Genomic DNA, 25470 nt, shown 5'->3' on the forward strand with positions numbered 1-25470 from the left:
CTCGCAGGCAGCGCTCGGCGCGGAAACGGAGAACAAAACCTTCCAGTCGGACTTTTTCAATGGCATCGTAACGATCCATGGGGGAACCAGGAGTCGACGCGTTCGCCATCTTCCACGCAGCGAACCAGTGGGTCACACCGATGGTGGCGCTCGACTACGACGTCGAACCCGGCATGCAGCACCGCCTGCTGCGGAAGTTGGCGGGGCGCGGATGGCGGGATCCCAGCCCCGTCATCGACGGCGTCGACGGCGTGACGTCGCCAGTGCTGTCGTTGCGATCGCTCGACGGGCGCACCCTGTTGATCGAGGATGACACGGACGTTCTCTTCGAGGGCGTCGTCGTGCCCCCACACGGGTGGATCGACGATGTTCGAGCCCTCGGCGCGGTCGGCGTGATCGCCGGAGCGGGCATCACCTCGATGCCCGACTGGGAACGGCAACTCCCCCGGTTGGCCCGCGAGAGCGAACTGCTCGGTTCCGTCGCCACGGTTACCCTCACGAACGCCTTCGGCAGGGAAGATGTCAACGCGTTTGCATACGAGGTGATCTCGGCGTTGCGGCCGATGCTCCCTGCCGACGCGCTGCACGACGCCGGCTTCGCGCTCGAGGACGACCGGCCCCACCGCGCGGTCATCGAGGTCGTCGCAAGTGCGGCGAGACACCAGGTGGTCGTCCCCGCACGAATATTCGACCTGGTCCACCGCCGCGCCACGGACCGCACCTCGTTCGGGTGGCGGGAGTCCCGAATACTGAGGCGGCTCCTGCGAAAGGTTCGCACCGACGAACGCGCATCGAACGCCGAAGTCTGAGGGCCCGAGTAGTAACGCGACTGATTGCTTCGCCACTACTTCTTCCCCGGTGTCATCGCATCCGCCACACTCCGCTCGGCACAACGAGAACTACCCCCAGGCCGGGGGCTCCGACCCGCCGGGAGACATGTGGGCACCGAGCTGGGCTCGCGCACACCTGACGATCGATGCGTCGCTGTGCGAAACTCGAAAGGGCACGCACGAGCGTGATGCGCCGAACCACCGTGATGCGGAGGGCGTCATGTCCCGATCGGTTGCCGGAGGTGCTTCGGAAGACGCGGAGCGCAGGGCGTACGCGCGTGTGCGCGCCGGCCATGTGAATGCGGTTCACGCCGCCCTCGAGGATCACCTGGGACGCCTGGACTGGCCGAGAGATCAGATCGAGCGCTACCGAACCGACCGGCTGCGGGCCCTCCTCGCGCACGCACGCGAGCGGTCGCCATTTCACGCCCGGAGGCTTCGTGATCTCGATCCGTCCTCGGCCTCGCTCACCGACCTGGCAACGCTGCCGATGATGACGAAGCGGGACGCTCAGGACGAGTGGGATGCGATCGTCACGGTGCGCGACCTCGATCGCGAACGTGCCGAACGGATTCTGGCCGAGCAGCAATGGTTTTCGTACACGTCGGGCGACGAGCAGATCTTCAGCTCGGGTGGGTCCAGTGGTGTCCGGGGCGTCTACGTCTGGGATTGGCAGTTCTACGTTTCGGCGGCGTGCCTTGCCTGGCGGGTACAGGCGCGCGAGGAACGGCGGGCGTCGTCGGTGCGGTCTCCCGCGCGGCTGGCCGTGCTGGCGGCCGGTGTCCCCCCGCATGCGAGCACGCCACTGTTCGACGTGCCGACCGCACCGGGAATGGAGACCGTCGTGATCCCGGCGGGCGCACCGTTCGACGAGATCGTCGCCGCGGTGGCCGCGGCCCGGCCCACGCATCTGGTGGGCTACGCGACGGTCATCGGGCGACTTGCCCGGGCCACGGTGGCGGGTGATCTGAAGATCAGTCCTGCGCGGGTAAGCACAAACTCCGAACCCCTGCTGGAGGAGGATCGGCAGGCCATCCGCGACGCCTGGTCGGTGCCGATCCACAACCTCTGGGGGTCGACCGAGATCGGCGTGCAGGCCGTGGGTTGCGGATACGGCGAGGGCCTGCACGTGTGTGAGGACGAGGTTGTGCTCGAGCGTGTCGATGACAGTGGTGCTCCGGTCGCAGCCGATGCGCCCGCGGCGCGAACGCTCGCGACGGGTCTGGCCAACCGCACGTTTCCCTTCATCCGATACGACCTCGGAGACCAGGTCACGTTGCTGCCCGGTGGGTGCGCGTGCGGAAGCGCGTTCGCACGCGTCGCCGACATCGGTGGGCGGCGCGACGACGATTTCCGGTACGGAACGACGATCGTGCCCGCAAGCACTTTTCGCTACGTCCTCGGTGCAGATCCGCGTATTTCCGAGTACCAGGTCCGACAGACCGCCGACGGAGCGGAGATCTTCGCGGTCGGCGACCCCGACGTCGCCGCCCTGACGCCGGCTGTCACGGCGGCATTGCGCCGGCAAGGTGTGGCCGATCCGCAGGTCCGGATCGAAGTGGTCGACCATCTGCAGCGTCATCTCGCGAGCGGGAAACTGCAGCGGTTCATCGCACTGCGATAGTCCGCAAGTGCCTCGCGGGAAGCAAGGGGTCGACGATCCGCACCCCAGGGTGTCTGTCGTCACCGCCACTCCGGTCCGACGATGGTGGTACACGATCACCCAGTCGAGGAGCAACGATGACGGACACGGATTTCGGGGCGGTCACCGAAAACGCAGCGGGCGCATTGCCTGCCGCCACTGATCTGAGTCGCGTTCACGCCGAGATCGCTCGCCTCGACGCGGAGATCCTGGACGCGGTCAATCGCCGTCTCGCTCTCGCGCAGTTCGCGGCCCGAACCCGAGTCGAGTCCGGAGCGCCGATGGTCGCGCTCGGCGGAGAGACGGACGTGATCCGCCGCTATCAGGACGAGCTGGGCCCCCGTGGCTCGCTGCTGGCCCTGGAATTGCTCCGGCTCGCGCGGCCACCCTTCTCGTCGACGTACCGAACTCGGTAGCCCCACCCATTCTCACCTCGGTCGATACCGAGCACGAGAGCAGTGCCCAGCAGTCACCATGACGCTGGGCACTGTTCGCCTGTCCAGCGCAATCCGGGACGGCACCCATTTCTCGTGGTGCCGGACGTGTAGCCGCGCCACGGTGCGACGCGTTGCGCCCGTCGAGATGGGCGCCGGTACTGCAAACCTGGATGAACGTGTTCCCCGGAACCGTGGAACCGGAAGCGTCCGTCACGAGGAACTCCGCGCACACTTCCGCTATCCCGAGGACCTGTTCACCGTCCAACGCGAGATGATCGCGAAATATCACGTCGACGATCCCCGCGAATTCTTCACCACCAACGCCTTCTGGTCGGTTCCCAGCGACCCGATCGTCGACGACAATCCCCACCAGCCCCCGTTCGACGTCCTCGTCGGGGACCGGGGCACCGCGCAGCCGTCGTTCCGGCCGGCCGGCGCCATCGTCGGACACAACCGAGAATTCCTCTCGTCGTACATCTCCGCGCACTCCGACCCGGAGAACTACGGAAAGATCAGCGTGCTGCAGTTGCCCACCGACACGCTCACCCAGGGCCCGCAACAGGTTCAGAACTCGGTGATCTCCCACTCGATGTCGGAGGAATCACCACCCCGGACCGTCCGACGGCGGATGCGACCGCGCCTGTCGAGCTGAAGGCGGCACTCGAACAGCTCCGCGACGCCCAGCGGCGGGGCGACTTCAGTGCGTTCGGTGCGCCCTCGACCGCCTCCAGCACGCGGTCGATGCCTACCTCACCTCCGGCGGATAACGGTCACCGCCCCGGCTCACGAGAAGCAGTTCAGGCGTTCACCTCACGCAATTCGGTGGTAGGTCCTTGTTCGCCGGCGGTGCCGTCGTCGCCGTCGCCCGACTGCGCCGTGCGCCCACCGCGAGCAATGAGGCGATCGAGCGCGAGAGCGCCGGCGCCGAGGAAGATCATCAGGAACAGGGCCCAGCAGAAGATGGCCGAGAGCTCACCGTTGTCCTGGATGGGGAGGACGCCGTCCGGCTGATGACTCCAGAAGTAGGCGTACGCCGTCGAACCCGAGGCAATGAACGCGGTGATTCGTGTCCCCAGGCCGAGGAACAATGCGGCGCCACAGACGAGTTGGATGACTGCGCCCCACCAACTCGGCCAGGCACCTACCGCTGCGGTATGCCCTCCATGAGTGCAGTCGGCCACGCGAACAAGGTCGACGTGCCGTGGCAGAAGAATAGGAAGCCGATAACCACACGAAAAGCAGCGACGGCATAGTCGACCGCGCGGTCCCGGATTCACTCACCGCATTCGGTCACCGGCCGAGCCACTTCGGGTGCATCGTGAAGGCCATGCGTGATTTCAGATTCTCGTTCAACATCTTCGGCTTCGAATCCCGCGACGCCCTTCTCGACCGTTGTCGACTCGGCGAGAGCGCCGGCTACGACACCGTGTTCGCCGCGGACCATCTCGGCGCCCCGGCCCCGTTTCCGCTGCTGGTGGCCGCCGCCGACGTCACCTGCTTACGTGTCGGAACCCTGGTGCTCAACGCACCGTTCTGGAATGCCGCCCTACTCGCCCGTGAGATCGCGACGACGGACGTGCTCACCGACGGAAGGCTCGAGATCGGACTTGGCGCCGGACACATGAAGTGGGAGTTCGACGCTGCGGGTATCGAATGGAAAGCCCTCGGCGGACGGGTCGAACAGTTGTCCGAGATGGTCGATGGCCTACGCACCTTCTTCACCGCGGATCTCGACGAGCTACCCGAGGGCCGCGCCCTGCCACGACCGTTGCAGCGGCGCGGATTCGGCGGCTCGGGCCCACCGCTGATCGTCGGCGGCACCGGGGACCGGGTGCTGCGGATCGCGGCGGCACACGCAGACATAGTCGGTGTCGCGGGGGCATTTCAGATTCCGGGCCGGCCACCGGGCACCTTCCGCCTCGCCACCGCAAATGAAACCGCCGAGCGAATTCGCTTCGTACGGACACACGCCGGAGCGAGAGCCGAAGACATCGAGTGGCATCTATTGGTTCAGCTGGTCGTCGAGACGGACGACCGCCGGGCCGCGGCCAACGAGATCGCGGACCGGCTCGGTGGGACGATGACGGTCGACGACGTCCTCGACACCCCGTATGTCCTCGTGGGAACCGTGGACGAGATGGCCGCGCAACTCCGACGCCATCGGGAGCGCTACGGTTTTTCGTACATCACCGTCCACGAACCGTATCTGGAGCTGTTTGCGCCCGTGATCCGTCAACTCCGCGAACAGAGTTGACGGACAACGACTCACGGCGTGTTGATGTATTCCTGGATGGCCTGTTGAGCCCGGGGGTTGCCCTGTCCGATACCGACGATCGCGCCGGTGATCGCCCCGATCGGTGTGCCGATGATGCAACCGGCGAGACTGCCGGGGAACATCGAGATACATCCGACGCCGAGACCCATGAGCGCGCCGATCGCCGTCCCGGCCGCTCCCCCGTTGGCCCAGCCGACGCCGAGCTCGTTGAGCATGTTCTCGAGGGCCTTCTGCTTGTCGACCTCGTGCCTGCCGGGGATCGCCAGCGCAGGCGTTCCCGTGTTCGGTACGACTGGGTCGGCGTGGGCCGTACCCGCCCCGAGTGTCACCGTCGCTGCGACGAGGACCGACGCTGCAGATTTCTTGATCAAGTTCATCGCGATCCCACCCTGCTGAAGAAGGAAAAACCGGTTCCGACTGTAACCTGCGGCTGCATCATCGGTGGCGAAACCGCAGCATCGGAAGATGCTACCGCGGCGATTGCCCGCCTGCACGGGTACCGACGAATGGCGCACGATGGTCGCCGGCCCCAGATCAGGGCAGCGATTCGGGCAACCCGAAGGGGTCGAAATGCTCCGGCCCGAGGAACGAGGTCAGGTCCGCGATCTTGGTGCCGCGCAGGGTCAGCACGGTGATCGACCAGCGCAGGTGGGTGCCGGCGTCCTCGTCCCACAGGTAGAAGGCGACGGCGGGCTGACCGTTCGCACCGACCGGGAGGTGACGCCACGAACCGCACCCCGTGAGCGGGACCCGGACCGCGAAATCGGTGACCGCGTCGAGACCGCGGTACCAGTGCGCCATCGGCGGCATCGACCAGGTGACATCCTCCGTCAGCAGGGCAACCAGGGCGTCGGCATCACCGCGTTCCAAAGCAGTGGAGTACCCGGCGACGATGGCACGCAGACGCGCGTCGTCGATCTCTCGCACAGTGTGCGCCTGCGTCACCGGCGGAATTTTCTCGGCGACGATCGTGCGTGCCCGCTGCAGCGCGCTGTTCACCGACGCCGTCGACGTGTTCATGGTGTCGGCGATCTCGGCGGCGGAGAAACCCAGGACTTCGAAGAGAAGCAGGGCCGCACGCTGATTGCCCGGCAGATGTTGCAGTGCCGCAACGAATGCCAATTCGACGGCCTCACGTTGCTCGTAGCGTGCGGCCGGCCCCGCTGAACCGGCGGTCAGACCCGCGTCGGCGTACGGCCCCAGCCACGCCACGTCCGTGAGCGGGACGTCACCGATGACAGCACGATCACTGGACGGACCCAGGTCGACGGGCAGCGCCCGCCTACCGCGCGATTCGACAGCGTCCAGGCACGTGCGCGTCGCGACGGTGTACAGCCAGGAGCGCAGCGTGCTCCGACCTTCGAACCGCGCGAAACCCCGCCACGCCCGCAGCAGGGCATCCTGCAGCGCGTCGTCGGCGTCGTGACTGGAGCCGAGCATGCGGTAGCAGTGGGCGTGCAGTTCGCGGCGCAACGGTCCGACCAGGCGGGTGAACGCGGCGTCGTCTCCGTCGCGGGCCCGCGCCAGGTCGGCAGCCTCGGCGTCTGCCGCCGCCGCGTCGGGGGTTCGTGCGGACATGTCGGTCACAAGAAACGATTCTGCCCGACCGCCGGTGGTCGGACCCACTCCTGTTCGCGAACACCGGTCCACCGCTCTGCGGCGGGGCGCGAGCACGCGTGCGTCACCCAACCCGACCGGTGACCTGAAGTCGTGCCACAGGAACTCGCGCCTCTGCGACGGGAAGTCCCTGCACGTCGACGTCATGACGCAACAGAGCGCCCGGCGTCGTGATGTATATCGCCGTTCCGGAAAAGGCGAGCGAGGACACGAAACGCCCTGCCAGGTCGATCAGCTCATCGAGGACTCCGTCGGCGCTGAATCGAGCGATGCCGCCGCTGCTGCCCAGGGCCACCCAGACGCAGCCCTCGACGTCGACCGGGAGCCCATCACATTCACCGCGAGGAGCATGAGCGAATGCCGAGGCCCCCTGCGGGCCCAGAACGCGGACACGCGAAGCGGCGAACTCGGCGACGTAAACCCTCGTTCCGTCAGGTGAGATGCCGATACCGTTCGGCCACAGGAGGTCGTCGCGAACAACACGCACGAAGCCTCTCGGTGAAATTGTGCAGCAGTTCCTCCAACTACCCTTCTGCTTCGAACAGGAGCTCCACAACCACACCGCATCACCTGGTGGTGGTCGGGGCTGGTGTGGGCGCCAGGGACAACCCGGCGTAGATCTCGTCGAGAACTGTGGGCAGCAAGGCGTTCGCCGTGGTCTTGCCCTCCGGTGACAGGGTCAGGTTCGTCCAGATCACCAGCGTGACGTCGTTGTCCGGGTCGTAGCCGATGAACGAGTTGAAACCCGGCAGCTCACCGCCGTGGTAGTACATCGAGGCGTTCGGCCCGAAACGCTGATAGCTGATGCCGTACCCATATTGCTGCCCATCGGGTGTGCTCGGGTCCTCCGGTTGCAGGCTGTGGAGCCATTGCTGCTGGTACTCGGAATTCAGGACGTTGCCCGACACCAGTGCCCGGATCCACGCGGTCATGTCGTCCGCCGTGGAGATGGCGCCGCCGGCAGCGGTGGCGTAGGAGGAATTCTGGTTGGTGTAGTCGAGGGGTTGGAGTGTCCCCGCCCGTGCGGCGGCTTGCATGTCGGCGGGGTACTCCTCGTCGACCATCGCGAAGGACGATTCGCCGTACATGTACCCGTGTGAGTAGCGATCCGGGATGGTCGCGGCGTCGGCGGCGGCGGGAAGCAGGGTGTGCTGCAACCCGAGGGGACCGAACAATCGATCCCGGAATTGCTCGGTCAGCGGTCGCCCGCCGACCTTCTCGGCGATCAGACCCAGCAATGCGTAGTTGGTATTGCTGTACTCGTAGGAGGTGCCCGGCGGGAATTCCGGCGGGTGCCGGAACGCGATCTCCAAGACCTCTTGCGGCGTCCAGACCTTCGCCGGGTCGGTATCCAGAGTGGCCGCGAGTTCGGGCGAGTTCGTATAGTTGTACAGCCCACTGCGCATCGTCAACAGCTCTGCGACGGTGATGTTCTCGCCGTTCGGCACATCGGAAACGTAGGCGGACACCGGGTCGCCGAACTCGAGCTTGCCGTCCTGGGCGAGAAGCACGATCAGCGCCGCGGTCATGGTCTTGGTGTTCGACGCGATCCGGAAGTGGGTGTGTTCGTCAGGCGGCGTCTGCACGCCCAGTTCGGTCGTACCGACCACGGCGCCGAAGTTCCCCTGTGGGGTGCGGAGCTGCACCACCGCACCGGGCACGAGCAGTTCCTGGGCCGCAGCGTTCACGGCTGCCTGGAATGCAGCCGGATCGATGGGTTTCAGCGCCGACCCCGTTGAGGCGGCCGCGGTGGTCGTGGCGGGCAGTGCACCGTTCGACGTCTGCGAGGTCGTCGGCTCGGAAGTGGTCGAGCAGCCCGCGATCACGACGGCAACGCCCACTGCGAGCACGACACGGGTGGTTCTCAGTGTGCGGTGACGACCCCCTCCGGCCGTCCGGCTCGGCACGTTCTCCGCCGGGGAATCCCTCATCGTCGGCACACCGCCTCTGCGGCTGAGTTCGATACCGCCTATGAGCGGGTATCGGCTGGGCAGATCTCCTTGTGCATCGTAACCCCGATCCCCACCCGCTCCTTCGACTTCACCGGAACAATCCTGCTCGGAACCCTGTATGTGCGAACTGCTTCCCACCACCGACACGGAAGGCAATTCCATGAGCACGCGACGCAGCAGCCACAGCACCTCGCTCACCGGTGGCGAGATCGTCGAGCAATCCGACCTCGGCTCGATCACCCGGATAACAGCGGACACGTTCCCGATCCTGAAAGGCATGTCGATCAAACGCGTGCTGATCAATCCCGGTGCCATGCGCACCCCCATTGGCACGCGAACGCCAACGAACTCACCTATTGCGTGTCCGGAACATCCCTGGTTTCCGTTCTCGATACCGGCAGCACATTCTCCACCTTCACGATCGGCGCCGGGGAGATGTTCCACATCGATTCCGGATCTCTGCACCACATCGAGAATGTCGGCGCCGACGTCGCGGAGTTCATCATCGCATTCCGGAGCGAGCGGCCTGAGGACTTCGGTCTGGGCGCTGCGTTCGGCACTTCTCCGACGGTCACAAGTTCGCCGTCGAGGAACAGAATCCGACCATGAGCCTCGCCGTCGGATCCGCCCACCTGGCACGCGTCCAGTTCTGGCCGGCGCTGAAGGATCTGTCGATGTACTCGCTGCGGATCCGCGAGGACGGAATGCGCGAACCGCACTGGCACCCGATCACCGCAGAGATGGGGTACGTGCGCCGCGGATCAGCGCGGATGACGTTCATGGACCCGGACGGCTCCCTCGACACCTGGCATCTCGAGGAGGGTGATGTGTCTTTCATCCCCCGCGCGTACCCGCATCACATCGAGGTCGTGGGATCCGAGGACATCCCTCTGCCGAACTTCCCGTTCACCTCGTCCGACCCGCTCCGCGTCACCCGCACCAACCCGCTCGACGAACGCGGCGTCGGAGAGTAATAGTGCCGCAATCCGCTCTCGTTCAAGAATGGTCGCGCGGGTGATCGCGGGTATAGGGGCACAAGTGACGACACGCGGCCGGAGGACACTGGCCCGCTGACCGCGGAGCCACTTCCTCCCGCAGCAAGACCAGGAACAGTGACAATCTGACGGCAACCACCACGTCGTCGACAGCTCGATCATCCACGACGGCGACGGCTCCCACTCAGGCGACCGGCAGCCACGAGAGCAACCTCCGCGGCCTGTTGTCGCGGGCGGTCGAGTCCGTCGCCGAATGACCGAAAGAGCACGTTTACCGGCTCGTGGACGCGGTGCGCGGCCGCGTGACACGGTGACCCAGAAATTGCGGCAGAACATCCCCGAATGGATGGACACGCTCGTCGACGCGACCGCGCAAAGCGAGCGTGGATGAAAGCCGGAATCGCAGGCATTCGGGCCGCCCTGACGGGTAAGAATCCGGTGTGGCCGCGATCAAAGCGCTGGTGTCCGGGTTGAGCGGCAAGGCCAAGGTCGCCCTTGTTCTCATCCTGACCCTCGAGGTCCTGCTCGCGCCGGTTCTCGTGGTCCTCCTGCTGGCGCTCGTCGTCGCGGCGGTGCGCGCCACTGCGCAGTGAAGCCTGAATTTAGAGTTTGACCGCGAACAGGGTTGCCGCTCAGTTGCTTTCGCTTTTCGGTACTCGATCGCACTCCCGACACAGCCCGCGTACATGCGCTGCCGCGGGAAGTTGCTCGAACCAAGTCTTCTGCTGCTGGTTGAGTGTCTCGCGGCCGGGGTAGTCCACAAGCGGCGCCCCTTACCGCGCACGGTTGTGCGACACATTTCCGAGGACGGTTCTGCGACACATTGCCGAAGTTGGCAAGCGGTGCGCCGGTGACTACTCGGTAAAGGGGTTCGACGATGAAAACCAAAGGTCAGGTGGCATTGGCCGTCGGTGCGGGATACATGCTGGGCCGTACACACCGAATGAAAATGGCACTGATGCTCGCGGCCGCGGGTGCGACCGGACGCTTCCCCGGCGGGCCACGCGACTTACTGGAACGCGGGACGAAAATGCTCGCGAGCTCCCCCGAGTTCGCCAAGATCAGCGACTCGGTACGCGAGGAGCTGATCAACGCGGCAAAGGCCGCAGCGGTCACGGCCGCAAGCCAGCGCATCAATTCTCTCAACAACCGGCTCCTGTCGAGCGGCGGAGAAGCCGTCGGCGACGTGGGCGACACCGTGGACGACACGGTGAGCGGTGTCGGCAACTCCGTAGGCAAGCTCAGCAGGGTCGGAAAACTCGGCCGTAAACGACGCGGCCGGTCGCAGGACGACGAGTACGACGAGTCCGAAGTCGACGAAGAGCAGGACGAACAGCCCGACGAACAGTACGCCGAAGAGGACGACGAGTACGAGGAGCCCGAGGAGGAAGAAGCCGCCGAGGAGGAACCCGCCCCTCGCAAGCGCCCCGCCGCGCGTCGACGGACTTCCAGCAGCGGTAGCTCCCGGCCGGCAGGCAGGTCGCGGACCGCGAAATCCGACTTGGATGACGAAGAAGCTCCCACGCGCGGCCGCAAGACGCGGGCCAAAGCCACCACTGATTCAGCGCCCGTCCGACGGGCACGGAGGTGATGGCGATGACGAGCGCCGCGAAGAAACTACGAGAGGCCGCACCGGGTGACGGGGACGGATCGTCGAGCGTGCTGCAGGAAGCAATGCAGAGGCTGGTCGGCACGGTCGCCGAGAAGGCACTGTCCTCGGTCTCGGACAAGGTGGCGAACACCTCCGGGCGGCTCACCGAGTACGCCGAGAACGGCGGCGAAGGAGGGCTGCTCGCCGCCCTCACCGGTTCCGAGAAATCGGATGACGATGAGTCACCGGACGAGTCCGACACCGGTGGCGGCTGGTGGGAGGGCGCCAAGCAGACGGTCAAGGACAAGGCGTCCGACCTCAAGGACGCGGTCACCGGCGGTGGTGGTGGCGGTAGCGGAAAAGGCAAGAAGCTGAAGTTGACCAACATCGTCGAAACGATCGATGTCGGGGTCCCGGTTCAGCTGGCCTACAACCAATGGACCCAATTCGCCGACTTTCCGTCGTTCATGAAGAAGGTCGAACGGGTCGAGCAGGAAGCGGACGAGAAGCTCGAGTGGAAGGCGCAGATCTTCTTGTCGCACCGAACCTGGGAAGCGACGATCCTCGAGCAGGTTCCCGACGAGCGGATCGTGTGGCGCTCGAAGGGCGCCAAGGGTTTCATCGACGGTGCGGTGACGTTCCACGAGGTGACCCCGGATCTCACCCGCATCGTTCTGATTCTCGAGTATCACCCGAAGGGGTTGTTCGAGAAGACGGGAAACCTCTGGCGTGCGCAGGGACGCCGAGCACGGCTGGAATTGAAACACTTTGCACGCCACGTCATGACGCAGTCGATCCTCCATCCCGACGACGTCGAGGGCTGGCGCGGAGAGATCCGGGACGGTCAGGTGGTCGAGCCCGAAGAGGACGAGGCGGAAACGGAAGACGAACAGGACGAAAGCCAGCCGGACGAGGGCGAAGAGGACGAGACCGAGGAGCCCGCCGAAACAGACGAGTACGAGGACGAGGAGCCCGAGGCAGAGGAAGACGAGGCTGACGAGGCTGACGAGGGCGAGGGTGAAGACGAAGAGGAAGAGGAAGAGGAAGCACCCCCGCCGCCGAGACGCCGCGGTCGCCCACGCAAGACCGCGGCCGCCGCTGTGGACCAGGCCCCGAAACAGCGAGGTCGCCCACGCAAGGCAACGGCTACGAAGACCTCGAGCTCGCGACAAGGAGCACGGCGATGACGTCGATTCAACCGGCGGGGGGAGGCGGCGGCGGAGTCAGCGGTGGTCCCAGCTCGAGTAGCCTCGCCGACGTCATCGACACCATCCTCGACAAGGGCCTGGTCATCGACGCCTACGTGCGCGTCTCGCTGGTCGGCATCGAACTGCTGACGATCGACGCACGCGTCGTGGTCGCCAGTGTCGACACGTACCTGCGGTTCGCGGAGGCCGTGAACCGGCTCGAGATCGGCAGTGGCGAGCCGAAAGGCCTGACGGATCTGGTCGGGGACGTCACCGAGGGAGGCGCCAAATCGAAGACCAAGGGCGCGCTCGAGTCCGCCGGTGAGAAACTCGGCGACATCCTCGGCGGCGGAAAGGAAGAACCTGAGCGCGAACGCGTTTCGCGCAAGTCCACACGAGGTGACAAGTGATGTCTACGTCGAATGAGAACACCGACTCAGCTGAGGAGCCGCGCACCAGCGGTGTCTACGTGTACGGCATCGTGCCCGCGGACGTACAAGCCGAAGAGGACGCTGTCGGCGTGTGTGACGGACCGGTCAGCATCGTCAAGCACGGCGACATCGCAGCGCTCGTGAGCGAGATCTCGGTGGACAGGCCGCTCGGCAAGCCCGAGGACCTCCGAACCCATGCGCACGTGCTGGACGGCACGTCGCGTGTGGCCCCGGTGTTACCGCTTCGTTTCGGGGCGGTCATGACTGATGAAGGGGCCGTCGAGGAAGAGTTGCTCGCAGCACACGCCGACGAGTTCGCCGCGGCGTTGAAGGAACTCGAAGGCCGAGCACAGTACGTGGTGAAGGGGCGATACGTCGAGCAGGCGATCCTCGAGGAAATAATCGAAGAGAACGAGCAGGCGAGCAAACTGCTCGGCGCGATCCGCGATCAGCCCGAGGAGACCACCCGCGACGCCCGCATGGCCCTCGGCGAGATCGTGAGTAACGCCATCGAAGCCAAACGCGACGAAGACACCCAGAAGGTGGTCGAGGCACTCGAGTCGCTGTCCGATTCGGTCAACGTCCGGGAACCGACGCATGAGGAGGAGGCCGCGCAAGTAGCCGCCCTCGTCGAAGTCGCGCGGCAGGAAGAACTCGAGAAGGCAGTGGGAGAGCTGGCCGAGCAGTGGGACGGCCGGGTCGACATGCGCCTGCTCGGACCGCTCGCCGCCTACGACTTCGTGGTGACGCAGAAGCCGGAGGGCTGACCGATGGGTCTGCTGTCGTTCATTGCCACGCTGCCACTCGCCCCCGTTCGTGGGGTGATCTCGCTGGCCGAGTTGATTCAGCGACAGGTCGAGGAGGAAGCCCACAATCCCGCGAGTGCGCGGCGTGCTCTCGAGGAACTGGAGGACGCGCGCGCGGCAGGCGAGATTTCCGCCGAGGAGGAAGAGCAGGCCCAGCAGGCCATCCTCGACCGGATGACCGGGACGGCACGGCCGCCCTCCGGTACGGAGAAGGAGTGACCTGCGATGGCAGAAGAGCAGCCACCTCCGTTGCCGGCACCCGAGATCGCCGAGATCGCAACGCATGACATTGCGCAGTTGACCGGCAAGAAACCGCTGGGTGCGACATCGGTCATGCCGACCGACGACGGCTGGACGGTGGAGGTGGAGGTAGTCGAGGATCGGCGAATCCCGTCGTCGACGGACATGCTCGCGATGTACGAGGTGGTGTTGGATCTGGACGGAGAGCTGTTGTCCTACCGCAGAACCCGCCGCTATATTCGCGGTGTCGGTGACAGTGGGAGCGCGTCGTCATGACCATCACCGGCGGCGGTGCGAGCAACCTTCCGCAGAGCTCGGGCGGCGGAATGGGCGGCGGGCATCAGTCGACGAACCTCGGCGAGATTCTCGAGCGGGTGCTCGACAAGGGGCTCGTGATCGCCGGAGACATCCAAGTCAACCTGCTCGATATCGAACTGCTGACCATCAAGGTGCGCCTGGTGATCGCCTCTCTGGAGACCGCGAAGGAGGTGGGCATCGATTGGTGGGAGCACGACCCCTGGCTGACCGGCAAGAACAGCGACGTCGAACTCGAGAACCGGAAGCTGCGGGAGCGGATCGCCGAACTCGAGTCCGACAGGTCGGTCCGCCCTGCCGTCCAGGCCGCCGACACGGTCGAGGTCGAGGGGAAACGTCGGAAGCCCCGCAATGACCGCGGATGAGGGTGTCTGGCTGTACAGCATCACCACCGACAGGATCGGCGACGCACAACTCGCCGGAGTCACCGGCGTGGCAGGCGAGCCGGTCCGCGCTGTGTCGTCGGCTGGTCTCGTCGCGGTGGTGGGAACGGTGAGCCTGAGCGAATTCGGGCAGGAACCGCTGCAGCGCAACCTCGAGGACCTCGACTGGCTTGCGGCAACCGCGAGAGCACACGACGCGGTGGTGGCTGCCGTGTTGCGCTGCGGTCCCACCGTTCCGTTGCGACTGGCAACCCTCTACCTCGACGACGATCGCGTTCGCCTCCTCCTCGACGAAAGACAGGACGAGTTCGGCGCAACGCTGCGTCGGGTGACCGGACGAAGCGAGTGGGGTGTCAAAGCGTACGGAGACGCGAAGGCCCTGGCGCAGAACGTGAAGGAGGATCCCGCCGCGACGGGTGCGGCAGGCAAGGGGACCGCGTACCTACTGCGTCGCCGTGCGGAGTTGAGCGCACAGCAAGACGTCGAACGCCGGGCGGCCGGCCACGCGGACGAGATTCACTCCGCCCTCCTGGGCCATGCCGTCGACGGGGTTCGACGGCAGGTCACCGATCCGGTGCTGACCGGGAAACGGGCCTGGATGATCTTCAACGGCACCTACCTCGTCGACGACGAGCGGGTCGACGACTTCGCTGCGCTCGTTTCGGCACTCGACACCGCACGCCCCGGCATCACACTGGACCTGACCGGACCGTGGCCGCCGTACTCCTTCGCCGGGATCGACGGGTGAGCACATGAGCGAGATGGTCCCCGCGGACGACACTCGCCGCATCGCGCTCGTCGATCTGCTCGATCGGGTGCTCGGCGGCGGCGTCGTCATCACCGGTGAGATCACCCTGTCGCTCGCCGACGTCGACATGGTCCGAATCTCACTGCGCACACTCATCGCTTCGGTCAGCGCACTCGTCCCCGACCCGGTCGGGCCGGAGCCCACCGATGACTGAGCCCGAGCCCGTCGATTCGGATGCACCGACCGACATCGGTCGCCGGGTTCTGCCGCAGCGAATCGACGCCGACCCCGAATCCGTCGAGAAGGGCCTGGTCACCCTGGTCCTGACGATCGTCGAACTACTGCGCCAACTGATGGAACGGCAGGCGATACGCCGAGTCGAGCACGGCGATCTCACCGACGAGCAGATCGAACGCATCGGCACGACACTCATGCTACTCGAGGAGCGAATGGCCGAGTTGCGTGAGCATTTCGATCTCACCCCCGAGGACCTGAACATCGATCTCGGACCGCTGGGGCCGCTGCTGTCGAACGAATAGTCCGGGCTCTCCGCGGTTCGATCAATGCTTGAGGGCGTTCTTGATCTTCTTGCCCGCATCCTTGACCTTGTCTCCCATCTGCTTGGCATTGCCCTTGGCCTGCTCCTTGCTCCCCTCGGCTTCGAGGTGGGCATTCCCCGTGGCCCTGCCGACAGCCTTCTTGGCGGCGCCTTCGGCGGTTTCGACCTTGTGCCGGATCTTCTTTCCCATGTTCATGACGACGTCCCGTCCTCTGTGATCCGTTCCGTTTTCGCGATCACCAACTTCAGTCAACTCGTCCACAGCGCCGCTGTCGAGAACCTCGATCGCGTCGTCACCGTCGCAGCAACAATGCACTGTCTCCGAACTCGTGCCACAGGTAGCCACGTGCGAGCGCCTCGTCGTAGGCACGACGGACGGCCTTCTCCCCCACCACCGATTCGAGCAGCATCAGGTGTGACGCCCCCGGTGCGTGCCAGCCCGTGATCAGGCCGTCCACGACCAGGGTCGGCCTACCCGCACTCAGCACCAGGTCCGTCCAGCCGGCGCCCGCCACCGCCATGCCGCCCGAAGTGGCCGCGGTCTCGAGGGCCCTGGTCACGGTGGTTCCGACCGCGATGACGCGGCCTCCGGCGGCACGCCGGTCGTTGACCAGCCGCGCCGTCTGCTCCGGCACCTCGAACCGCTCCGGGATCGGCGGCTCCCCTCGCTCCGGCGAGGAGACCCCCGTGTGCAACAGGATCGGTGCCACCACCACCCCCGAGGTCGCGAGGTCGGTAACCATCGAATGAGTGAACGGCCTAGCGGCGCTGGCCATCTCGGCGCTTCCACCGGTGCGACCGAAGATCGTCTGGTACGAGGACAGGGGCCAGCGTTCGTGGACGTACGCGTAGGTGATCGGACGGCCCGAGGTGGCGAGCAGTTCCGCGGCTACGTCCGCGACGCCGTCGATCGAGGCCCGCCACAACCTGGTCGACCCGAGAGGCCAGGGTTTCACGAGCGTCGCAACGACACCGCGCGGCAGAATGATCCGCGTTCCCGCCGCAATCGTGTCGAGGGCGCCGGAGACCGGTCCCGGCGCTCGCACCTCGACCGCCCAGTCTCCGTCCGCGAGATCGGTCGAGAAGTGCACGACCACAGGTCCGACCGCGTCGACGGTCCCGTCCACCGCCGCCGCCAGTGTCGACGACGCGTTCACCACCACCACGTCGCCCGGCCGCAGGAAACGCGGCAGGTCGTGAAATCTGCTGTGTTCCACCCTGCCCCGATCGGACACCAGCATTCGCACCGAGTCGCGCAGCAGCCCCCGGCTCTCCGGTGGGCCACTCGCCTCCAATCGCTGAGGCAGCACGAACCGGAACTCGGCCGCGGAGGGGATGCGTGCGCGGGTCACGACGACACCCCCGTGTTCGCTGCGACCACGAAGTCCGCCGCACGGTACCGGCCGCTGGGTGGGCTGCTGTCGAGCAAATGCAGCAGTGCAGGCACCACGGTCTCCGGATCGGGCCGATCCGAGATGTCCTCGCCGGGAAACGCCGCCTGGTGCATCTCGGTGCGCATGTCGCCGGGATCGAATGCATACACCGCAAGGCCGGGTTCCTCCACCGCCAGCACCGCGGTCGCGTGGTCGAGCGCCGCTTTCGCGGCTCCGTAACCGCCCCAGCCCGCGTACGCCGCGACCGCGGCATCCGACGAAATGTTGATCACGGTCCCGCCCGCGTCCCGCACGTGCTCGAGCAACGCGGCGATCAATGCGAGCGGGGCGAGCACATCGGTCGCGAAGACCTGCGCCAATGCGTCCTCCGGATACCGGGCGAGGGCGGGCATCGGGCTGGGTCCGAGCGCGCTGGCGTTGTTGAGCAACAGGTCCAGTCGCCCCCGCGCCGCGATCTCGACGGCGATACTCTCGCGATGCCCCGGATCGGTCACGTCACCGGGGAGCGCGGTGATGCTGTGTGCCCGCGCGGCAACCCGATCGAGGGGTTCGACCCGCCTGCCGGTGACGATCACCTCCCAGCCGCGCTCCGCGAGCGCGACTGCGCTCACCCGTCCCAGCCCTGCAGATCCTCCTGTGATCAGCGCCGTCCTGGTGCCGTTCATCGCAGACTCCTTGTCTCCTGTGACATCTGCGACCATCGTGAAACCTCGAGTCCACTTCATGTCAAGGACGGCAGCGTCAGGGGACCGCCGGCCGATTCGCGGGGCACACTTCCGGGGTGGGATTTCAGGATGGAGCGGACGATAATTGGGTCCCTACCATGAGACGAATCGAGGGTGACATCGTATGAACACATTCGCAGTGCGGTCGGCGCTCGCGGCGGCAGCCGCGCTCGCCGTCTTCGCAACACCCGGTGTCGCGGCCGCGGCGCCGAACCTGCACGGGGATCCCACAACGCCGGGCACACAGGTTCAGGTCGAGAGCGATCCGGGCGACTCGAACAGCTACACCTGCGGGGCAGTCGGCGTCGCGGGAGCCGGAGTCGGCTCGAATTCCTCCGGTGGCGCCGGGCAGGTCAACGGCGCGTACTTCGGTCCCGGCCCCGTCCAGGGCGGCTGCGTCGGTAGCGACGGGTCGGTCTACTTCCCGACCGGCAACGCCGAATGACGGCACGCAAGAACGCAATGCCGAACTTTCACCGGGCCGGCCCGCCCACCGGGTGGATCCGCTCGATGGTCGCGAACCAGGCCGGTGCGCCGTTGTCGTGGAATCTCGTCTCGATCCGATCCGGTTCGATGGCGGCGACCTTCCATCCGTCGCCGGGGTCGAACGCCGCTCGCAACTCCTCCCGGCTGACGGGGTGCGGGCCGGTATCGGGACCAGCGTCGCTGAAGCACAACACATAGACGGTTCCGCCGTGTTCGGTCACCGACGCCACGCTCGCCACGTAGCGTGGTCGCTCGGCGGCGTCGAACGTGTGGAACAGTCCGCAGTCCAGCACGGTGTCGAACCGGCGCCCCATTCCGTCCAACTGGAACGCGTCGGCCAGCGCGAACTCGACCTCGATCCGACGGTCGTCGGCCTTGTCCCTGGCAATCGCCAGTGCCGTCTCAGCCACGTCGACGCCCAGAACCTGCAATCCCAGGGAGGCGACGTGAAGCGCGTTCTCGCCGGTGCCGCATCCCGCATCGAGCACCGCTCCGGCGAAGCCGCCTTCGGATGCCACCCGCACGACCGCCGGCTGCGGCCGGCCGACATCCCACGGCGCCGGCCCCTCGTGATACGACGCATCCCAGGGCCGTCCCGTCATGCGTTCGTGGCTGGTTGGCTGCCGACCACTGAACGGATCGGCGAGGGGTCCTGATCGCTCCGACACTTCGACGCCTCCCTGAAACGGATCGTGCCACCTCATCTTGGCACGGCACTGCGCGGTTCTCGACCCTCGACACCGCGACTGCCTGCCCTGCCGACACCGGACAGATGTTCGAATGTCTTAACATATAATTTAGGCATGAGTACGAATATCGGAATTGTCGGGTACGGGCTGGGCGGCCGCTACTTCCATGCACCGTTCGTCGACGCGGCAGAGGGAATCACGCTGGGCGGCATCGTGACCCGATCCGACTCCCGTGTCGCCCAGGCCGCCGCCGACTTCCCCGGAGTGCCGGTGTTCTCGAGCCTCGGCGAACTCATCGACTCCGGCGTCGATGCCGTCACGATCACCACCCCACCGCAGACGCGACGCGAACTCGTGCTCGAAGCACTCGGGCGTGGCGTGCACGTGGTCGCGGACAAGCCTTTCGCGCCGGATCTCGAGACGGCCCGCGAGCTGGTAGCAGCCGCCGATGACGCCGGCGTGCTGCTCAGCGTCTATCACAACCGTCGATACGACGCCGACATCCGTACCCTGAAGTCGGTGTTGCCGCGACTCGGCGACATCTGGCGTGTCGAATCCCATTTCGACCTGGACGGTGCCGACACGCTCGAATCAGGCCCGGCCGGCGGGTTGCTGCGAGACATCGGCGCACACGTCGTCGACCAGATGCTGTGGTTGTTCGGGCCGGCAGAGAGGGTCGACGCCCACCTCGATTACGTCGATCGGCCGGAGGGGCGCACCGACGCCGGCTTCGTCGTCAACATCGCTCACCGCAGCGGGGTCTATTCGAGCGTCTCGTCGAGCAAGGTCAACCACCTCGAGGGGCGGCGGCTACGCGCGTTCGGCAGCGTGGGCAGCTATGTGGCGGACGGGACGGATGTGCAGGCGCAGGCTCTCTTCGCAGGGGTGCGGCCCATCGACGATCCCACCGGGTGGGGTTACGAACGACGGGAACGGTGGGGCGTCCTCCACACAGCGGATGGCGCGGAACCGGTTCCGTCGCAGCGGGGTGCGTATCAGGACTACTACACGGAATTCGCGGCCGCCGTTGCCGGCACCGGCACACAACCGGTGCCTGCCCGCACCGCGCTCGGCACCATCGCGGTGTTGGGAGCGGCGCGTGAGGCCGCGGAAAGCGGCAGCACGGTCGTCGTGCAGTCCCTCGACTGACCGGAGGCGACTGCGCCGGCGCTCACGTCGGTTCGGGGCTCGCGTCGGTTCGGGGCTCGCGTCGGTTCGGGGCTCAGGACGCGGAATCGAGAAACTCGGCGACCGCCTTGTTGAACGAATGTGGTCGTTCCATGTTCGTCGCGTGCCCCGCGCGCGGAACGACGGTCGACGCTCCCTTCGGTGCGAGTGCCGCAGCCGCTGCGGCGTGTGCTGACGGCCAGAACTCGCTGTCGGAACCGGCCACGAAGAGCACGGGAAGATCGCTCGAACGGATCGTCGGACGCCAGTCGATTTTCGCATGATCGTTCAACAGGGCGAGTTCCGGTGGCGACAGTGTTCGGTCGACGCGGCCCATCGCGGCGAGCAGGCGGACCAACCGCATGCCGCGTCTCCAGATCGGGGTGCCGTGGCCGGTCGGGGGAATCCTGTCCGCAAAGGACGTGTCGACATGCCGCACCTTGCAGGTCGAGCCCCTCGATGAGGGCGTGCACGAATCCGGCGCGTGTCTGCATCGTCGTTCCGTGCGGCGTGGCCGGAGCCGTCCCGTGACCCGGCAGATCCACAGCGATGACGCGGTGGCCGGCCTCGATCAGCGACGGGATCTGATACCGCCACGACGTGGCGGGGGCTGTGAAGCCCGCCGGCAACATCACGCTCGACGAGGATCGGCCGTCACCGTGCACGGTGTAGTCGATTCGAGCACCGCCGGATTCGATGGACAGCATTGCTTCTCCTATCCCCCAACTGTTCGCGGCTGACGCGCCGTGGTGCCCGCCTGCGGTCACCGTGGCGCTGGTACGGACTCGGGAATCCATCCATGGAGAACATCTCCACTCCGGGACGGTTTCACTGTGGAACCGAAATTCCTGGACTGTCGGGTGTAACGTTCCGGGACCTCGCAGACACCATTCGAGTAGCTGTGGACGTTGGGCCCACGCATTCGAACAGGACACTACGACATGCACATCTCACTTCCCCACTCCCAGGCTTCGCGCGCGGCGAATCCGTCGGGCGCAGTGAACCGTCGCCCTCGAATCACCCTGCGGAACCGGTTCGCCACGGCCGCCGTCGCCGCCGCGATCGCCGTCATCCCCCTCGGCGCCGCGACCACCATCGCAACAGCGGCCGAACACCCCGTTGCGACAGTCGCCGCACCCACCATCCCCGGCGATCGTGGTGACCACGGTGACGGCCCCCGCCACGACCGACAACGCGACCAACGGCAAGAACGCCGAGACCAGAGCATGACGCTCGACGAACTTCTCATCGGGTGGAACAGCAGCCAGATCTACCAGATGTGATGACGCTTGACCGAGGACGGCGCCAGGATTCGTCGTCCTCGCTTTCGCATGCCTTCCCCCCTCAGCGTGGAGTGGATTCCGCTCGTCGCTCGTAGCGCGAGCGAGCCAGGGCGTGCGCACGGCACAGCAACGCCCGCGTGACTTCGCCTGTGCGCGAGCCGGGGTCGATGACTGCCAGCCAGGCCAGTGAGCCATAGACGGGATGCGCGATGACGGTGTCGCGCGCACCGGCGTCGACGTCGGCGACGCCCTGCTCTCGCGGTGCATGGCCGGTTGCCTCGATGAACGCCTCCTTCCCGGCATGGATGTTCACCCGGAACGCACCCGCGCGGTCCAGACCCGAGCTTTCGTCGCCGGGGTAGTTCTTGGTGACGATGGTGGCGAAGGGCTGGGTCCTGTCCGGAACGATCCGATCCGGTGAGTAGTAGAAGAAGGTGTCACCCCAGCTGATCTCCGGCGAACCGTCGCCGGGGGCAGGCCTGAGCGTCAGAACATCGCCGAGGCCTTCGACGAAGTCGATGATGTCGTCCATGGTCATAGCTTCCAGCGTTTCATTAAAGTGCTTGTGGAGACCTCGAGGAGCAGACGTAGGAGAAATACGGTGACAAGTCTCCAATCGCGTCATCTGCGGACCGTCGATGTCGCCCGGCGTGCCGGATGTTCCGTGCAGCACGTACGCAACCTCGAACGCGACGGGGTGCTGCCTCCCGCAACCCGCACAGCCACCGGATACCGGATCTACACCGACGTGCATGTGCAGTCCGCGCTCGCCTATCGGGAACTCGCCATCGGCGTCGGCCCGGTCGAAGCCACACGGATCGTGCGCAGCGTGCACACGTGCCCGGCCGCGACAACGGTCGCCCTCCTCGATGCCGCGCACGCCCGACTCCACACGGAACGAACCGAACTCGCGCTGGCGAAGCAGGCCGCTGAGGCCATCTCGACCGAGCCTGTCGACGACGTGCAGGCATCCGACTGGATGAGCGTGAGCGAACTCGCCGCCGCCCTCGGCATCCGCCCCTCCACGTTGCGGCATTGGGACGCAGAGGGACTCGTCGTCCCGGACCGGGACACACCCACGGGAGCGCGCCGATACTCCCCTTCACAGGTCCGCGACGCTCGCGTCGTGCATCAGCTACGCAAGGCCGGTTACCGCATCGCACCTCTCCACGCGGTCATGACCCAACTCGGGCACACACCCGGATCGGGTGACATCGGCGCCGCGCTCGCTGCCCGCGACCAGGCCACCACAGCCCGCTCCCGAGCCCTGCTCGACGCAACCTCTGCCCTCACCGTGCTCCTCGCACTCCGAGAAGGGGGGGTCAGTGCGCGCGCGACAACACCGCCACCAGAAAATCGGAATCCTCGCTGAACGGGCGCAGATCCCACGTCGAGAACAGCAGATCCGCCGTCAGGCCGCCGGCCTGAGCGTCCGCGAGGAATTGGGAGAACTCGTAGCCCCGGTCGGCGCCGAACCCCACAACCACTCGGCCGGTCGGGGCGAGATGAGCGGCGAATTCCGTCAGCACCGCCTCCCGGGTCGACGGCGCCAGGAAAGTCATCACGTTGCCCGCACAGACGATGACCTCGAAATCGGCTGTCACCCCCCGAGCCGGCAGATCCAACTCCGCGAGATCACCGACCAGCCACGTCGGACCGGGGTGATCCTCCTCTGCCACGGAGATGAGCACCGGATCCACATCGACACCCACCACGACATGACCGGCATCGTGCAAGTAGCCGCCGAGACGGCCCAGTCCGCACCCCGCATCCAGTACCCGACCGCCGCGGCCGAGCATCGCATCGACCAGCCGCGCCTCCCCCACGATGTCCTTGCCCTGCGCCTCCATGGCACGGAACCGCTCGACGTACCACATCGAATGCCCCGGGTCGGCTGCTGTGATCTCCTCCCACTGGCTGGGGATGCGCTCCTCGGGGGTGCGTGCACTCATTACCGATTCCTCCTCGATCCGGCCCGCTCGGCGAGCCACTGCCACCGTATGCGACACCACCTCGGCACCCACCCGCAGCCCGACGGTGTTTCGCCGACGCGAGTCTCGATCAGCGGGATGCCAGGGCCGACGCGGCCGGTCCTCCGAGGAAGATCGAGCCATGCCCGAGTCCGTTCCCGACCGCGTCCAGATCACCGACCGCCTGCACGTCGTGGCCGACCTGCTCGACACGAAGGACTGGCCGGGGTTCGCGGCGACACTCACCGAAGATGTCGTGGCCTATGGGCGGACGGGGCCGGTGGACGTGGTCGCGCGCGTCCGCTCCCACCTCGACGTCTGCGGTGCCACCCAGCACCTGCTCGGCAACATCCGCGTCGACGTCGACGGTGACGCGGCGCGCACTCGGTCCTATTTCCGGGCGTTTCACGTCGGCCTCGGAGAACGCGCCGGCGCGACGTACGAATGCCTCGGCGAGTACCGCGACGAATGGCGCCGCGGACCTTCGGCCTGGTTGCTGGCCGGGCGGGTGATCGACGTCCGCGCCGAGATCGGCGACCGCGGTGTCATCGCACCCCTGAGCTGAACCCCGTCGACGGCTCAGCTGTGGTCGCCGCACACCGCGGATGCCGGGTCCGGTGCACAGATCTGCTGCCAGGTGTAGAAGCCGGAGTTGACCACGACGTCGAGGTTGTCCTTCGTGATGTTCTGCACGGGCAGGAACACCGTCGGCACGGCCATGTACTGGTTGTCGATCGTGCCGTTGACGATCTCCTCCGGAATGCCGTCACCGTGCAGGATCGATGTGGTCAGCTGCGCCGCGACCTTTGCCTGATCGGACAGATTCTTGAAGATCGTGTTGTCGAGGGTTTCCTGTGCGATCAATTGCAGCGCAGCGAGATTGGCGTCCTGGCCGCCGGTGACCGGGATCCGCCCGGCGAGCCCGCGGCCTGCCAGTGCCGCGACGATTCCGCCTCCCAGGTCGTCGTTCATGGTGACGAACAGCGCGATGTCGTTGTTCTCACGGGCCAGGCATTCCTCGGCGAATGCCTGACCTTCGGCCGGGTCCCAGTCGTCGATCGCGGTCTCGCAGACCACGCGGATCTTGCCGCTGTCGGCGAGCGGCTGCAGAAACTCGTCCTGGCCGAGCAGGAATTGACGGGTCCCGTATTCACCGAGGTTTCCCCCCACCCGGGCAATCTTCACCCCGTCGCCGGGCATCGCGGCGATCAGATCCGCGGCGCGGCTACCCTGCCGTCGGCCGACCTCGAGTGGATCGAAGATCACCTGAACGTCTGCCGGTCCACCGACCGCGTCATGGTCGTAGAGCACGACAGGAACGTCCGCCTCGGCGGCGGCGGTCAAGGCTCCACCCGAGAACCTCGCGTCCGTGGAGATCAGCACGAGCACGGACGCGCCCTCCGCGATCGCCGACTCGACCTGACTCTGCTGGCGGGCCGGATCGCCCTCGGCATTGCGGACCGTGACCGTCGCCTCCGGCGCGAACAGCTCCAGGAAGTCGGTGAACAAGGGTTCGTCGCGCTCCACGAATCGGGTGGTCGTCGTGTTCGGCAAGAAAAAGAAAACCTTCTCCTGTGCATCGTCGCCCTGCGGAGCAGGGGCCGCGCAGGCCCCGAGCACCACCGCTGCGACCGCGGCCGCGACGCTGAACGCGCGCACCCTTCTCTTCATGAGCCTGTCTTCATGAGCCGTGACCTCCAGCCTGATCGTGCCCAGTCTGGAGATACCCGCGGGCGAGGCCCGCTACT

The 25470-nt window shown here is 66.4% G+C and carries 32 protein-coding genes and 3 pseudogenes; 22 read left to right on the top strand and 13 right to left on the bottom strand.

Going from position 1 to position 25470, the window contains the following annotated elements; genetic code table 11:
• Positions 1–77: 77 nt before the first annotated feature.
• The 4 genes and pseudogenes from RHA1_RS00980 to RHA1_RS00995 form a co-directional block, all read left to right on the top strand.
• Positions 78–809: a hypothetical protein gene (locus tag RHA1_RS00980; protein WP_011593497.1), complete on the top strand. Its 732-nt coding sequence runs from the start codon at positions 78–80 to the stop codon at positions 807–809.
• 241 nt (positions 810–1050) lie between these two features.
• Complete coding sequence (locus tag RHA1_RS00985; protein ID WP_011593498.1) at positions 1051–2454, top strand: phenylacetate--CoA ligase family protein; 1404 nt, start codon at positions 1051–1053, stop codon at positions 2452–2454.
• A gap of 116 nt (positions 2455–2570) precedes the next feature.
• Positions 2571–2888, top strand: coding sequence for a chorismate mutase (locus RHA1_RS00990; RefSeq protein ID WP_011593499.1), 318 nt, complete (start codon positions 2571–2573; stop codon positions 2886–2888).
• A gap of 173 nt (positions 2889–3061) precedes the next feature.
• Positions 3062–3492 (top strand): annotated as a pseudogene (locus RHA1_RS00995) (UPF0182 family protein); the annotation flags it as partial.
• A 214-nt stretch (positions 3493–3706) separates the two neighbouring features.
• Here RHA1_RS00995 and RHA1_RS01000 read toward each other — a convergent pair.
• Positions 3707–4182 (bottom strand): annotated as a pseudogene (locus tag RHA1_RS01000) (DoxX family protein).
• A 54-nt stretch (positions 4183–4236) separates the two neighbouring features.
• Here RHA1_RS01000 and RHA1_RS01005 point away from each other — a divergent pair.
• Positions 4237–5163 carry an LLM class F420-dependent oxidoreductase gene (locus RHA1_RS01005; RefSeq protein ID WP_011593502.1) on the top strand — a complete coding sequence of 309 codons (927 nt, stop codon included), beginning with the start codon at positions 4237–4239 and terminating at the stop codon, positions 5161–5163.
• Between the two features lie 11 nt (positions 5164–5174).
• Here the strand turns inward: RHA1_RS01005 and RHA1_RS01010 are convergent, their stop codons facing one another.
• The 4 genes from RHA1_RS01010 to RHA1_RS01025 all read right to left on the bottom strand — a co-directional run bounded on the left by RHA1_RS01010 (position 5175) and on the right by RHA1_RS01025 (position 8567).
• Positions 5175–5561, bottom strand: coding sequence for a hypothetical protein (locus RHA1_RS01010; RefSeq protein WP_009472745.1), 387 nt, complete (start codon positions 5559–5561; stop codon positions 5175–5177).
• 157 nt (positions 5562–5718) lie between these two features.
• Positions 5719–6771 (bottom strand): sigma-70 family RNA polymerase sigma factor, encoded by a 1053-nt coding sequence (locus RHA1_RS01015; protein WP_009472746.1) that lies wholly within the window; start codon positions 6769–6771, stop codon positions 5719–5721.
• 94 nt (positions 6772–6865) lie between these two features.
• Complete coding sequence (locus RHA1_RS01020; protein WP_011593504.1) at positions 6866–7363, bottom strand: SMP-30/gluconolactonase/LRE family protein; 498 nt, start codon at positions 7361–7363, stop codon at positions 6866–6868.
• Between the two features lie 4 nt (positions 7364–7367).
• On the bottom strand, positions 7368–8567 hold the full coding sequence (locus RHA1_RS01025) for a serine hydrolase domain-containing protein (protein WP_050787447.1): 1200 nt from the start codon (positions 8565–8567) through the stop codon (positions 7368–7370).
• A gap of 304 nt (positions 8568–8871) precedes the next feature.
• Here RHA1_RS01025 and RHA1_RS51450 point away from each other — a divergent pair.
• The 12 genes and pseudogenes from RHA1_RS51450 to RHA1_RS01085 all read left to right on the top strand — a co-directional run bounded on the left by RHA1_RS51450 (position 8872) and on the right by RHA1_RS01085 (position 15988).
• A pseudogene (locus RHA1_RS51450) lies at positions 8872–9727 on the top strand (cupin domain-containing protein).
• Positions 9728–10188: 461 nt separating this feature from the next.
• On the top strand, positions 10189–10341 hold the full coding sequence (locus RHA1_RS50250) for a hypothetical protein (protein ID WP_009472754.1): 153 nt from the start codon (positions 10189–10191) through the stop codon (positions 10339–10341).
• Between the two features lie 284 nt (positions 10342–10625).
• A complete protein-coding gene (locus RHA1_RS01040; protein ID WP_011593507.1) occupies positions 10626–11339 on the top strand; it encodes a hypothetical protein in 714 nt (237 codons plus the stop codon).
• Positions 11340–11344: 5 nt separating this feature from the next.
• Entirely contained in the window at positions 11345–12526 is a 1182-nt protein-coding gene (locus tag RHA1_RS01045; protein ID WP_011593508.1) for an SRPBCC family protein, read from the top strand.
• Positions 12523–12936 (top strand): gas vesicle protein GvpJ, encoded by a 414-nt coding sequence (gene gvpJ / locus RHA1_RS01050; RefSeq protein ID WP_009472758.1) that lies wholly within the window; start codon positions 12523–12525, stop codon positions 12934–12936. Before RHA1_RS01045 ends, gvpJ begins: the two co-directional genes overlap by 4 nt.
• Positions 12936–13724 (top strand): GvpL/GvpF family gas vesicle protein, encoded by a 789-nt coding sequence (locus RHA1_RS01055; RefSeq protein WP_011593509.1) that lies wholly within the window; start codon positions 12936–12938, stop codon positions 13722–13724. Before gvpJ ends, RHA1_RS01055 begins: the two co-directional genes overlap by 1 nt.
• Before the next feature lie 3 nt (positions 13725–13727).
• On the top strand, positions 13728–13982 hold the full coding sequence (locus RHA1_RS01060; protein ID WP_009472760.1) for a gas vesicle protein GvpG: 255 nt from the start codon (positions 13728–13730) through the stop codon (positions 13980–13982).
• Positions 13983–13988: 6 nt separating this feature from the next.
• Positions 13989–14279 (top strand): gas vesicle protein GvpO, encoded by a 291-nt coding sequence (locus RHA1_RS01065; protein WP_009472761.1) that lies wholly within the window; start codon positions 13989–13991, stop codon positions 14277–14279.
• Entirely contained in the window at positions 14276–14683 is a 408-nt protein-coding gene (locus RHA1_RS01070) for a gas vesicle protein (RefSeq protein ID WP_011593510.1), read from the top strand. The genes RHA1_RS01065 and RHA1_RS01070 overlap by 4 nt, the downstream gene beginning before the upstream one ends.
• The gene (locus tag RHA1_RS01075) at positions 14670–15449 is read left to right on the top strand and encodes a GvpL/GvpF family gas vesicle protein (RefSeq protein ID WP_011593511.1); all 780 of its coding nucleotides are present in this window, start codon (positions 14670–14672) and stop codon (positions 15447–15449) included. Before RHA1_RS01070 ends, RHA1_RS01075 begins: the two co-directional genes overlap by 14 nt.
• Positions 15450–15453: 4 nt before the next feature.
• Positions 15454–15663: a gas vesicle protein gene (locus RHA1_RS01080; protein ID WP_011593512.1), complete on the top strand. Its 210-nt coding sequence runs from the start codon at positions 15454–15456 to the stop codon at positions 15661–15663.
• A complete protein-coding gene (locus RHA1_RS01085; protein WP_011593513.1) occupies positions 15656–15988 on the top strand; it encodes a gas vesicle protein K in 333 nt (110 codons plus the stop codon). Before RHA1_RS01080 ends, RHA1_RS01085 begins: the two co-directional genes overlap by 8 nt.
• A gap of 21 nt (positions 15989–16009) precedes the next feature.
• Here the strand turns inward: RHA1_RS01085 and RHA1_RS01090 are convergent, their stop codons facing one another.
• The 3 genes from RHA1_RS01090 to RHA1_RS01100 all read right to left on the bottom strand — a co-directional run bounded on the left by RHA1_RS01090 (position 16010) and on the right by RHA1_RS01100 (position 18067).
• Positions 16010–16204: a CsbD family protein gene (locus RHA1_RS01090; protein WP_029538518.1), complete on the bottom strand. Its 195-nt coding sequence runs from the start codon at positions 16202–16204 to the stop codon at positions 16010–16012.
• Between the two features lie 97 nt (positions 16205–16301).
• Positions 16302–17360 carry an S-adenosylmethionine:tRNA ribosyltransferase-isomerase gene (locus RHA1_RS01095; RefSeq protein WP_011593515.1) on the bottom strand — a complete coding sequence of 353 codons (1059 nt, stop codon included), beginning with the start codon at positions 17358–17360 and terminating at the stop codon, positions 16302–16304.
• The gene (locus RHA1_RS01100) at positions 17357–18067 is read right to left on the bottom strand and encodes an SDR family NAD(P)-dependent oxidoreductase (RefSeq protein ID WP_041812282.1); all 711 of its coding nucleotides are present in this window, start codon (positions 18065–18067) and stop codon (positions 17357–17359) included. Before RHA1_RS01100 ends, RHA1_RS01095 begins: the two co-directional genes overlap by 4 nt.
• 184 nt (positions 18068–18251) lie before the next feature.
• Here RHA1_RS01100 and RHA1_RS01105 point away from each other — a divergent pair, with 184 nt between their 5' ends.
• Positions 18252–18572 (top strand): hypothetical protein, encoded by a 321-nt coding sequence (locus RHA1_RS01105; RefSeq protein ID WP_009472769.1) that lies wholly within the window; start codon positions 18252–18254, stop codon positions 18570–18572.
• A gap of 28 nt (positions 18573–18600) precedes the next feature.
• Here the strand turns inward: RHA1_RS01105 and RHA1_RS01110 are convergent, their stop codons facing one another.
• Positions 18601–19215 carry a class I SAM-dependent methyltransferase gene (locus RHA1_RS01110; RefSeq protein WP_050787448.1) on the bottom strand — a complete coding sequence of 205 codons (615 nt, stop codon included), beginning with the start codon at positions 19213–19215 and terminating at the stop codon, positions 18601–18603.
• A gap of 201 nt (positions 19216–19416) precedes the next feature.
• Between RHA1_RS01110 and RHA1_RS01115 the strand changes: the two genes are divergently transcribed.
• Complete coding sequence (locus RHA1_RS01115) at positions 19417–20451, top strand: Gfo/Idh/MocA family oxidoreductase (protein WP_009472771.1); 1035 nt, start codon at positions 19417–19419, stop codon at positions 20449–20451.
• A 73-nt stretch (positions 20452–20524) separates the two neighbouring features.
• Here the strand turns inward: RHA1_RS01115 and RHA1_RS01120 are convergent, their stop codons facing one another.
• Positions 20525–20833 (bottom strand): alpha/beta fold hydrolase, encoded by a 309-nt coding sequence (locus RHA1_RS01120; protein ID WP_011593518.1) that lies wholly within the window; start codon positions 20831–20833, stop codon positions 20525–20527.
• A gap of 577 nt (positions 20834–21410) precedes the next feature.
• Between RHA1_RS01120 and RHA1_RS01125 the strand changes: the two genes are divergently transcribed.
• Complete coding sequence (locus RHA1_RS01125; protein ID WP_011593520.1) at positions 21411–21752, top strand: hypothetical protein; 342 nt, start codon at positions 21411–21413, stop codon at positions 21750–21752.
• Between the two features lie 61 nt (positions 21753–21813).
• On the opposite strand, the gene RHA1_RS01130 is transcribed toward RHA1_RS01125, so the two are convergent.
• Complete coding sequence (locus tag RHA1_RS01130) at positions 21814–22290, bottom strand: DUF6194 family protein (RefSeq protein WP_009472774.1); 477 nt, start codon at positions 22288–22290, stop codon at positions 21814–21816.
• Positions 22291–22353: 63 nt separating this feature from the next.
• On the opposite strand from RHA1_RS01130, the gene RHA1_RS01135 reads away from it, so the two are divergent.
• Positions 22354–23124 carry a MerR family transcriptional regulator gene (locus tag RHA1_RS01135; protein WP_011593522.1) on the top strand — a complete coding sequence of 257 codons (771 nt, stop codon included), beginning with the start codon at positions 22354–22356 and terminating at the stop codon, positions 23122–23124.
• Here the strand turns inward: RHA1_RS01135 and RHA1_RS01140 are convergent.
• Positions 23075–23704, bottom strand: a complete 630-nt coding sequence (locus RHA1_RS01140; RefSeq protein WP_041812284.1) for a class I SAM-dependent methyltransferase — start codon at positions 23702–23704, stop codon at positions 23075–23077. The genes RHA1_RS01135 and RHA1_RS01140 overlap by 50 nt on opposite strands.
• A 160-nt stretch (positions 23705–23864) precedes the next feature.
• Here RHA1_RS01140 and RHA1_RS01145 point away from each other — a divergent pair, with 160 nt between their 5' ends.
• Positions 23865–24287 (top strand): nuclear transport factor 2 family protein, encoded by a 423-nt coding sequence (locus tag RHA1_RS01145; protein WP_011593524.1) that lies wholly within the window; start codon positions 23865–23867, stop codon positions 24285–24287.
• Between the two features lie 14 nt (positions 24288–24301).
• On the opposite strand, the gene RHA1_RS01150 is transcribed toward RHA1_RS01145, so the two are convergent.
• Entirely contained in the window at positions 24302–25393 is a 1092-nt protein-coding gene (locus tag RHA1_RS01150; RefSeq protein ID WP_011593525.1) for a sugar ABC transporter substrate-binding protein, read from the bottom strand.
• Between the last annotated feature and the right edge of the window lie 77 nt (positions 25394–25470).

It is taken from the genome of Rhodococcus jostii RHA1 (genome assembly GCF_000014565.1).
Lineage (GTDB): Bacteria > Actinomycetota > Actinomycetes > Mycobacteriales > Mycobacteriaceae > Rhodococcus_F > Rhodococcus_F jostii_A.

What these genes read in the sequence shown, in the direction of transcription:
- RHA1_RS01065 (WP_009472761.1), top strand. Translation starts at nt 13,989, where the DNA reads ATGGCAGAAGAGCAGCCACCTCCGTTGCCGGCACCCGAGATCGCCGAG.
- RHA1_RS01150 (WP_011593525.1), bottom strand. Translation starts at nt 25,393, where the DNA reads ATGAAGAGAAGGGTGCGCGCGTTCAGCGTCGCGGCCGCGGTCGCAGCG.
- RHA1_RS01055 (WP_011593509.1), top strand. Translation starts at nt 12,936, where the DNA reads ATGTCTACGTCGAATGAGAACACCGACTCAGCTGAGGAGCCGCGCACC.
- RHA1_RS01105 (WP_009472769.1), top strand. Translation starts at nt 18,252, where the DNA reads ATGAACACATTCGCAGTGCGGTCGGCGCTCGCGGCGGCAGCCGCGCTC.
- RHA1_RS01010 (WP_009472745.1), bottom strand. Translation starts at nt 5,561, where the DNA reads ATGAACTTGATCAAGAAATCTGCAGCGTCGGTCCTCGTCGCAGCGACG.
- RHA1_RS01130 (WP_009472774.1), bottom strand. Translation starts at nt 22,290, where the DNA reads ATGACCATGGACGACATCATCGACTTCGTCGAAGGCCTCGGCGATGTT.
- RHA1_RS01110 (WP_050787448.1), bottom strand. Translation starts at nt 19,215, where the DNA reads ATGACGGGACGGCCCTGGGATGCGTCGTATCACGAGGGGCCGGCGCCG.
- RHA1_RS00990 (WP_011593499.1), top strand. Translation starts at nt 2,571, where the DNA reads ATGACGGACACGGATTTCGGGGCGGTCACCGAAAACGCAGCGGGCGCA.
- RHA1_RS01115 (WP_009472771.1), top strand. Translation starts at nt 19,417, where the DNA reads ATGAGTACGAATATCGGAATTGTCGGGTACGGGCTGGGCGGCCGCTAC.
- RHA1_RS01075 (WP_011593511.1), top strand. Translation starts at nt 14,670, where the DNA reads ATGACCGCGGATGAGGGTGTCTGGCTGTACAGCATCACCACCGACAGG.
- RHA1_RS01090 (WP_029538518.1), bottom strand. Translation starts at nt 16,204, where the DNA reads ATGAACATGGGAAAGAAGATCCGGCACAAGGTCGAAACCGCCGAAGGC.
- RHA1_RS01080 (WP_011593512.1), top strand. Translation starts at nt 15,454, where the DNA reads ATGAGCGAGATGGTCCCCGCGGACGACACTCGCCGCATCGCGCTCGTC.
- RHA1_RS01045 (WP_011593508.1), top strand. Translation starts at nt 11,345, where the DNA reads ATGACGAGCGCCGCGAAGAAACTACGAGAGGCCGCACCGGGTGACGGG.
- RHA1_RS01120 (WP_011593518.1), bottom strand. Translation starts at nt 20,833, where the DNA reads ATGCGGTTGGTCCGCCTGCTCGCCGCGATGGGCCGCGTCGACCGAACA.
- RHA1_RS01125 (WP_011593520.1), top strand. Translation starts at nt 21,411, where the DNA reads ATGCACATCTCACTTCCCCACTCCCAGGCTTCGCGCGCGGCGAATCCG.
- RHA1_RS01005 (WP_011593502.1), top strand. Translation starts at nt 4,237, where the DNA reads ATGCGTGATTTCAGATTCTCGTTCAACATCTTCGGCTTCGAATCCCGC.
- RHA1_RS01100 (WP_041812282.1), bottom strand. Translation starts at nt 18,067, where the DNA reads ATGAACGGCACCAGGACGGCGCTGATCACAGGAGGATCTGCAGGGCTG.
- RHA1_RS01145 (WP_011593524.1), top strand. Translation starts at nt 23,865, where the DNA reads ATGCCCGAGTCCGTTCCCGACCGCGTCCAGATCACCGACCGCCTGCAC.
- RHA1_RS01070 (WP_011593510.1), top strand. Translation starts at nt 14,276, where the DNA reads ATGACCATCACCGGCGGCGGTGCGAGCAACCTTCCGCAGAGCTCGGGC.
- RHA1_RS01140 (WP_041812284.1), bottom strand. Translation starts at nt 23,704, where the DNA reads ATGAGTGCACGCACCCCCGAGGAGCGCATCCCCAGCCAGTGGGAGGAG.
- gvpJ (WP_009472758.1), top strand. Translation starts at nt 12,523, where the DNA reads ATGACGTCGATTCAACCGGCGGGGGGAGGCGGCGGCGGAGTCAGCGGT.
- RHA1_RS01085 (WP_011593513.1), top strand. Translation starts at nt 15,656, where the DNA reads ATGACTGAGCCCGAGCCCGTCGATTCGGATGCACCGACCGACATCGGT.
- RHA1_RS00985 (WP_011593498.1), top strand. Translation starts at nt 1,051, where the DNA reads ATGTCCCGATCGGTTGCCGGAGGTGCTTCGGAAGACGCGGAGCGCAGG.
- RHA1_RS01040 (WP_011593507.1), top strand. Translation starts at nt 10,626, where the DNA reads ATGAAAACCAAAGGTCAGGTGGCATTGGCCGTCGGTGCGGGATACATG.
- RHA1_RS01060 (WP_009472760.1), top strand. Translation starts at nt 13,728, where the DNA reads ATGGGTCTGCTGTCGTTCATTGCCACGCTGCCACTCGCCCCCGTTCGT.
- RHA1_RS00980 (WP_011593497.1), top strand. Translation starts at nt 78, where the DNA reads ATGGGGGAACCAGGAGTCGACGCGTTCGCCATCTTCCACGCAGCGAAC.